The sequence below is a fragment of the bacterium genome, assembly GCA_035703895.1.
Taxonomy (GTDB): domain Bacteria; phylum Sysuimicrobiota; class Sysuimicrobiia; order Sysuimicrobiales; family Segetimicrobiaceae; genus Segetimicrobium.
The window spans coordinates 1-7,534 of sequence record DASSXJ010000114.1; the positions used below are offsets into that span (position 1 = coordinate 1).

A 7,534-nucleotide genomic window follows, 5' to 3' on the forward strand; every position below is an offset into this window, starting at 1 on the left:
GTGCGCCATCGCAGCACCGCGGCGACGGCGGCGAGTCCCACCACCCCCCCGACGAGGAACGCTCCCGGGGCGCCCCAAATCTGCGCGAGCGTCCCGGCCACGAGCGAGCCGATCGGGGTGAAGCCCCCCATGACCAGTGAGTACATGGACATGATGCGCCCGCGGAGGTGGTCGGGCGCGTTCAACTGCAGGGTCGTGTTGACCGTGGCGGTGAAGAGCACCATGCTGGCCCCGGCGACCCCGAGGGTCACCGCGGCAGCCGGGTAATTCCGGACCAGGGCGAGGACCACCTCAGCCACCCCGAGCACCGTCGCACCGCCGAAGAGAAACCCCGCTCGTGGGCCGAGATGGGCGAGCGAGGCCACCGTGATCGCACCGACGAGGGCGCCGGCGCCTTGGGAGGACATCAGGAACCCGAATCCCCTGGCCCCGGCGTGCAGGACGTCCTTGGCTTCCACCGACGAGAGCAGGGTGAAGTTCAACGCGAACACGCTCTCCGCGGCCAGGAGGACGATCACCTGCAGGGCGGCCGGAGTCCGGCCGAGATATTCGAGTCCCTCGCGGAGATGGGTGAGGATGCTGTTCGTCGTGCGGACCGTCTGGATCGGATGGACCCGCATCAGCAGCAGCGCAACGATCACCGGAACAAAGCTCACCCCGTTTGCGAGAAACGCCGACGCCATCCCCACCGACCCGATCGCGATCCCGGCGATCGCCGGCCCGAGGAGCCGCGCGACATTTACGATCGTCGAGTTGAGCGCGACCGCGTTCATCATGTCGGCGCCCTCGACCATCTCGAAAATAAACGCCTGCCGGGTGGGCATGTCGAAGGCCGCGGCAAACCCGAGCACCAACGCCAGGAGGGCGACGTGCCAGAACCGCACCGCCCCCGTGCGCACCAGGATCCCCAGCACAAACGCCTGCAGCATCTGCACCGTCTGGGTCACGACGATGAGGCCGCGCTTGTTGACCCGATCGGCGACGACGCCGCCGAGGAGAGAGAAGCACAGCACGGGCAGCCACTGCAGCGCCCCGATGAGCCCCAGCAGGAACGGAGAGTTGGTCAGCTGGAGGACCAGCCACGACTGGGCGATCCGCTGCATCCAGGTGCCGACGAGCGAAATCATCTGTCCAACGAAGAAGAGCCTGAAGTTGCGGTGGCGCAGAGAGGCAAACGTGCCGAGGCGGCGCGCCGCCGCGTCGATGTGGGGCGCGGCGGAGATCACTCGGGGTGGCGTCACCCTTCCATCTTAACATCCGACGTGGTATCGTGACGGTGTGATGCGCGAGCCGTTCGAGATCGGGTTGACATTTGATGACGTACTCCTCATCCCGCGGCGGTCGGGCGTGAGCACCCGCCGGCAGGCCGCGACGCGCACGCGTCTCTGCCGGGGAATCGATCTCGCCATTCCGATCGTGAGCGCCAGCATGGACACCGTGACCGAGGCGCAGATGGCGAGCGCGATCGCGCGGGAGGGCGGCATCGGCATCATCCATCGGTTTCTACCGATCGACGAGCACGTCGCCCAGGTCCGGCGGGTGAAGCGGGCCGAAAGCGTCGTCATCGACACACCCTATACGGTGGGCCCCGAGGCCACCGTCGGGCACGCCGCCGCGTTTATGGAGGAGCACGGCTCGGCCGGCATTCTCGTGATCGATCGCCATCGCCGGCTGCTGGGGATCGTGACCGCGCGGGACGTACTGTTCGAGGCCCACCACGACCGTCCGATCACCTCCGTGATGACCCCCAAGGAGCGGCTGATCACAGCGCCCGCCGGGACGCCGGTCGAGGAGGCAAAGCAAATCCTCCACCGCCACCGCATCGAGAAGTTGCCGCTGGTGGATGCGGAAGGGCGTCTCGTCGGCCTCGTGACCAGCCGGGACATCCAGAGCCGGCTCAAGTATCCCGATGCGACCAAGGACGGCCGGGGCCGCCTCAGGGTCGGAGCGGCGATCGGCGTCCGCGGGGACTACCTGGAGCGGGCGGAGGCTCTCGTCGCCGAGGAGGTGGACGTGCTCGTGATCGACATCGCGCACGGCCACTCCGATCTCTCGCTGGAGACCGTGGAGGCCGTCCGCGCGCGCTGCCCGGATATTCCGCTGATCGCCGGCAACGTGGCGACGCCTGAGGGGACGCGCGACCTGATCGCGTGCGGCGTCGACGGGGTCAAGGTCGGGGTCGGCCCGGGATCGACCTGCACGACGCGCGTCGTGACCGGCGCGGGCGTGCCCCAGCTCACCGCGATTCTTGAATGTGCGGATGCCGCGGCGGGCGCGGACGTCCCGATCATCGCAGACGGTGGGATCCGCGGCTCTGGGGATCTGGTCAAGGCGCTGGCTGCGGGGGCCCACACCGCCATGCTCGGGAACCTCCTTGCAGGGACGGAGGAGAGCCCGGGCGCGTTGGTCTCCCGGGGCGGCCGGCAGTACAAAGTCTATCGGGGGATGGCGAGCCTCTGGACCTCCGCGGAGCGCCGGGATATGCCGCAGGACGACGAACTGCTCTCGGAGATTGTCCCCGAAGGCATCGAAGCGATGGTCCCGTCCCGCGGCAAGGTCGCCGCGGTGCTCGGACAGCTCATCGGCGGCCTGCGCTCCGGGATGAGCTACTGCGGCGCGACCACGCTCGCAGACCTGCGTGCCAACGCCCGTTTCATCCGGGTGACCGAGGCCGGGATGCGGGAGAGCATGCCCCACGACGTGGACCCCCTGTCCTAGCGCCCGCGATCCGAAGTACTTCAATAGAACACGGCCGGTAGGCGAGAGGAAGGAATCGGCGATGCGGCGCCGCGCGGAAACCCCGGCATGAAAGAACGTATGGGAGGGTCCAGAACGGGCGCGCTGACGCGGCGAAGTCTCATTCGAAAGAGCCTCATCGTCGGGGGCGGGGTCCTGGCCGGTCCTACCATAAGGACCGGTGTGATTCCCGAATTCGACGCGCCGGCAGTCGCTGCCGCAAGCCCATCCCCACGGAGAAACCAAGTCGTCTTGACGCTGTTTGGCCTGCCCACGCGCATCGTGGGGTCCGTAGAAGTGACGGCGTTCTACATCTTACTCCTGGTTCATGATGTGCTGGCGAGGCCCGATTGGAAAACCGGGAAAGTCGTCCCGCGCCTCGCTGAGCGCTGGACGCGCTCCGCCGACGGTCGATCATACGTGGTGCGCCTTCGGAACGCGAAGTTCCAAGATGGTCAGCCTGTGACTGCGGAGGATGTGAAATTCAGCTACGAATTTTACCTTCACCCGCAATACCCCTTAGTCAATGAGGATTTGCTCGAGATCCAGGGGGCTCAGACCTACAGGCAGGGGAAAGCCGGAGAGGTCAGCGGCATTGCCATTGTCGATCCAATGACCATCCGGTTCACGCTGGAAGCCCACTACGCGTTTTTTGAAGAGAGTGTGTTGGGATCCAATCACTACATCATGCCGAAGCATGGCTGGAGTGGCGTGAATATGGGGCGCATGCTGGAGCACCCGTATGCGCGACGACCAATCGGGGCCGGACCGTATCGTCTCGTGGATTGGAAGGAGCGGGACAGCATCACCCTGGAGGGCTTCCCCGAGTACTGGGCCGGGCGCGCTTCGGTCGAGCGCGTCGTCGTCCGCTGGATTCCGGAACCGTCCACACTCGAAGCAGAACTCCGGGCCGGCAATATCGATGCGGCGTCCATCCTGGTTGACGATTTCCCAACGTTTGAGCGTGACGCGCGGTTCCGGCCATTGCGCATGGGAGCGGAATTCTGTTATTGGTGTTCATTCAACCACAGGCATCCCTTCTTCCAGGACGTGCGGGTACGGCAGGCACTCTTCCAGGCTATTGATCGAGAGACGATGGTTCGCACCCTTGCCAAGGGCTACGGCCGGGTGGTCAACAGCATCATCCCTCCCGATTCGCGACTGTACAACGCGTCACTACGGGGTTACCGTTATAGTCCGGACCGCGCGCAGGAGTTGCTGCGCGAAGCCGGGTTTGTGCCGGGCCCAGGGGGGATTCTCCAGAAGGACGAACGTCCGTTTCGGGTGCGCTATAGCTTTCTCTCGGAAAAGCGGTATCAAGACGTGGGGTTGATCATTCAGCAGTACTTCCGGCGTGTCGGCGTGGATTTGACGCTGGAGCCGTTGGAGCGAGGCGACTTCTTTAGCCGGTTCTGGCAGCCTTCGAACGCCGCGAATATCGAGATGGTTGGACTGTCGCTCTATACTGTTGCGCCTATCGCACCCCTCCAAGGGTCGCTCGAGTCGGTGTTCGAAAGTTCTGGGGCTTGGGCGCGCAACCTTCAATACCAGAATAGTGAAGTCGACGCATTACTCCGGCGGGCCACCACGGCGGCCGACCCGGGTGCGCTGAGAACGATTTACTTCCGCCTGCAGGAGGTGCTCAATAACGACGTCGCCTGGATTATGCTTTTCCGACCGGGCGAATTATGGGCCGTTCGACAGCGCATCGCGATTCCCGAAGTGCATGAACTGGCGCAGTTATTTGATTCGGTCGGCAGATGGCAAGTGACATAGAGGCTGTTGAGCACTGTACTGTGTAGATGGGACGGTACATTCTTCGACGGTTGCTGCAGGCAATACCCATCATCTTTGGCGTGACCGTCATCACGTTCAGCGTGCTCGTTCTGGCGCCGGGGGATCCGGCGTTGCTGCTGGTTGCGCCGGAACAGCAGAACACCGTGGATCTCCGCACGTTGCGAACGGAGCTCGGCCTCAATAGACCGCTGCCCGTCCAGTACGGCCTGATGATGCTCAATCTCGTCACGGGCCGCCTCCGGTCGTTCCGGGAGCGCCGCCCGACCACGGTGATGACGGTCGACGCCCTTGGTCCGACGGCCCTCCTCGCGAGTGGCGCGCTGCTGCTGGCGGTGGTGGTGTCCGTGCCAATTGCGCTCATCTCGGCCCTGCGACCGTACACCGCACTGGACCATCTGGTGACGGCATGGTCGCTTCTCGGCATCGGTCTGCCGAGCTTCTGGTTCGCCCTCGTCCTCATCTTCATCTTCACCGACCGGCTGGCATGGCTGCCGGCAAGCGGAATCGGTCCGGTGGGGGTGGGAGGGTATTCGCCGGCCCTGATCTGGCCCTATCTCGTGATGCCCACGACGGTGCTCTGTCTTTCGATCCTTCCGTTTCTCGTCCGCTTCACACGCTCGGCGGTTCTCGAAACCCTTCACGAGGAGTACGTTCTTGTGGCACGCGGGAAGGGGTTGAAGAACGGTCGGATCCTGGGACAGCATGTGCTGCGAAACTCGTTGATTCCCGTGGTCACCGTCCTCGGCCTGCTGATTCCGAACCTGCTGAGCGGATCTTTGGTGGTGGAGACGGTCTTCGCCGTGCCGGGAATCGGGCGGTTGGCCGTGGATGGGGCGCTCAGCCGCGATTACCCGGTCGTTCTGACCACGACGGTTGTCGGGGCGCTCCTCGTTATTCTGAGCAACCTGCTCACCGACACATCATACGCGCTGCTGGATCCGCGTATCCGATTTGACTGACCCCTCATTATGAAGGTGCACCCTGCGCCGCCTCATTCGTAACCCAAGGACGATCCCGGGCGCCGCCATCTTAGTCGTCCTTGGGCTCACTGCGCTGTTGGCCCCGATCCTCTCGCCCTTTCCTCCTGATCAGGCCAATTTTCTCAACCGCCTTGCGCCGCCGGCGTTGGGGCGCCCCCTGGGGACCGACCACCTGGGTAGAGACGTGCTGAGCCGAATCATCTGGGCCTCACGCACGTCCCTGGCCATCGGGGTATCTTCCGCAGGCGTCGCAGTGGGCTTGGGAGTGATCATTGGTGCTGGATCGGGGTTCTTTGGCGGATGGGTGGATACGCTCTTGATGCGATTGACCGACGTGATGCTTGCGTTTCCCGTCTTTTTCATCGCCGTGATGTTCCTCGTCCTCTTTGGGTCGAGCATCCCAGGGTTGGTCCTTGTACTGGGGGCCACATCGTGGCCGGCCTCTGCGCGGCTCGTTCGCGCGGAATTCCTGCGCCTCCGGCAGCTCGACTTCGTTTCGGCTGCGCGGGCTCTGGGCGCGTCGAGTCTGCGCGTCATCGCCCGTCACATCCTGCCCAACGTTGTCAATGTGGTGGTGATCTCTGTGACGCTCCGTGTGGGCCTCGCCATTCTGGCGGAAGCGAGCCTCTCGTATCTGGGCCTCGGCGTGCAACCGCCGACACCATCCTGGGGAAACATCATCGCCGATGGACGCGACTACATGCTCGCGGCATGGTGGGTGTCGCTCTCTCCCGGTATGTTCGTGCTCCTCTCGGTGTTGGGATTCAATCTTGTGGGGGATGGGATCCGGGATGCATTCGACCCGAAGATGCAGATCTAGCGCTGGGGAGGAGGATGGACGGCGATGACGTGGTGGAGGCCCGCGATGTCCGATGCGTCCCAGGCCGGTAGCGTAGGCCTCGTCGAGACCCGGAGTGCACGGGTCGCAGAGACGGGATTTTCATTCGAGAATGGCGCGAGGCTGCCGTCGATCCGTATGGCGTACGAGACATACGGACAATTGGCTGCAGATGGCCGGAATTCGATCTTGGTGCTTCACGGGTCGACGGGCAGCGCGCATGCTGCCGGCCGGTGGCGCACAGAAGATCCCGAACCAGGGTGGGCGGACGCGCTGATTGGCCCGCACAAGGTGTTTGATACAGACCGGTATTACGTCGTCGCCCCTAACCGCTTATGCGGAAGCTTCGGTTCCGATGGTCCCAACGAGGTCAACCCGCGGACCGAACATCGCTATGGGTTCGATTTCCCCGTCACGTCAATCCGCGATATGGCACGTGCCGATATGGCGCTGCTCGACTATCTCGGCGTTCGCCATGTCGTCCTCGTCTACGGGGTCTCGATGGGGGGGTTTCAAGCGGCCGAGTGGGCTGTGACGTTTCCCGATGTCGCGGACAAGATCGTCATCGACCGGGGCAATTTCCGGTCGCCTGATCTCTTGGTCGCGACGACGGAAGCCAGGACGGTGGCGATTCGTTCCGACCCGGATTGGCGGGCGGGTCGGTATGCCGAAGAGGGCGTGTTTCCGAGATCGGGGATGACGATCGCGGGGATGATCCTGCACCTGTACGCTACGAGTCAAGACGCATTCACGTCGACATTCGGCCGTTCCTTTGCCGGCCCAGAGGGCAGTCCGTACGCGGCGCTGGAAGAACGATTTGCGAGCGCGGCCGCGCTGCGCGCGAGCGGCGAAGCGTTCGCAACCAGTGGCATCGATCCACAGGCGTACCTGTATAACATACGGGCGATCGCCTTACACGACGTGTCGCACGGCCATGGATCTCTCGAGGCTGCGGCCCGTCGAGTGGGCGCGCGCGTCCGGTTTATCCATTGCCGTTCTGACCTTCTCGTCCCGGTGGAGGGGGCGCGCGAGGCGGACCGTGCGCTTCGGATGGCCGGCGTTGATACCGAGTTGTACGAGTACGATCATCCTCTGGGCCATCTTGCGCTCAGCACGTCCGAGCTGCGTCGGCAGTGGATGCCCGTACTCGAACATTTCCTTGAGGATCGGCCCGGCGAAATCA

At 64.2% G+C, this 7,534-nt stretch carries 6 protein-coding genes; 5 read left to right on the plus strand and 1 reads right to left on the minus strand.

The window, feature by feature from the left end:
- On the minus strand, positions 1–1,241 hold a 1,241-nt coding region (locus tag VFP86_08095), incomplete at its 3' end, for an MFS transporter (GenBank protein ID HET8999590.1).
- A gap of 40 nt (positions 1,242–1,281) precedes the next feature.
- Between VFP86_08095 and guaB the strand changes: the two genes are divergently transcribed.
- The 5 genes from guaB to VFP86_08120 form a co-directional block, all read left to right on the plus strand.
- Positions 1,282–2,718, plus strand: a complete 1,437-nt coding sequence (gene guaB, locus VFP86_08100) for an IMP dehydrogenase (GenBank protein ID HET8999591.1) — start codon at positions 1,282–1,284, stop codon at positions 2,716–2,718.
- Positions 2,719–2,988: 270 nt separating this feature from the next.
- Positions 2,989–4,512: an ABC transporter substrate-binding protein gene (locus tag VFP86_08105; GenBank protein HET8999592.1), complete on the plus strand. Its 1,524-nt coding sequence runs from the start codon at positions 2,989–2,991 to the stop codon at positions 4,510–4,512.
- A gap of 26 nt (positions 4,513–4,538) precedes the next feature.
- Positions 4,539–5,492, plus strand: a complete 954-nt coding sequence (locus VFP86_08110; GenBank protein HET8999593.1) for an ABC transporter permease — start codon at positions 4,539–4,541, stop codon at positions 5,490–5,492.
- A gap of 34 nt (positions 5,493–5,526) precedes the next feature.
- Entirely contained in the window at positions 5,527–6,333 is an 807-nt protein-coding gene (locus VFP86_08115) for an ABC transporter permease (protein HET8999594.1), read from the plus strand.
- A gap of 24 nt (positions 6,334–6,357) precedes the next feature.
- Positions 6,358–7,534 (plus strand): alpha/beta fold hydrolase (locus VFP86_08120; GenBank protein HET8999595.1); only part of this gene is annotated, 1,177 nt, incomplete at its 3' end.

Coding starts and splice junctions, on each gene's coding strand:
- guaB (HET8999591.1), top strand. CDS start 1,282: ATGCGCGAGCCGTTCGAGATCGGGTTGACATTTGATGACGTACTCCTC.
- VFP86_08110 (HET8999593.1), top strand. CDS start 4,539: ATGGGACGGTACATTCTTCGACGGTTGCTGCAGGCAATACCCATCATC.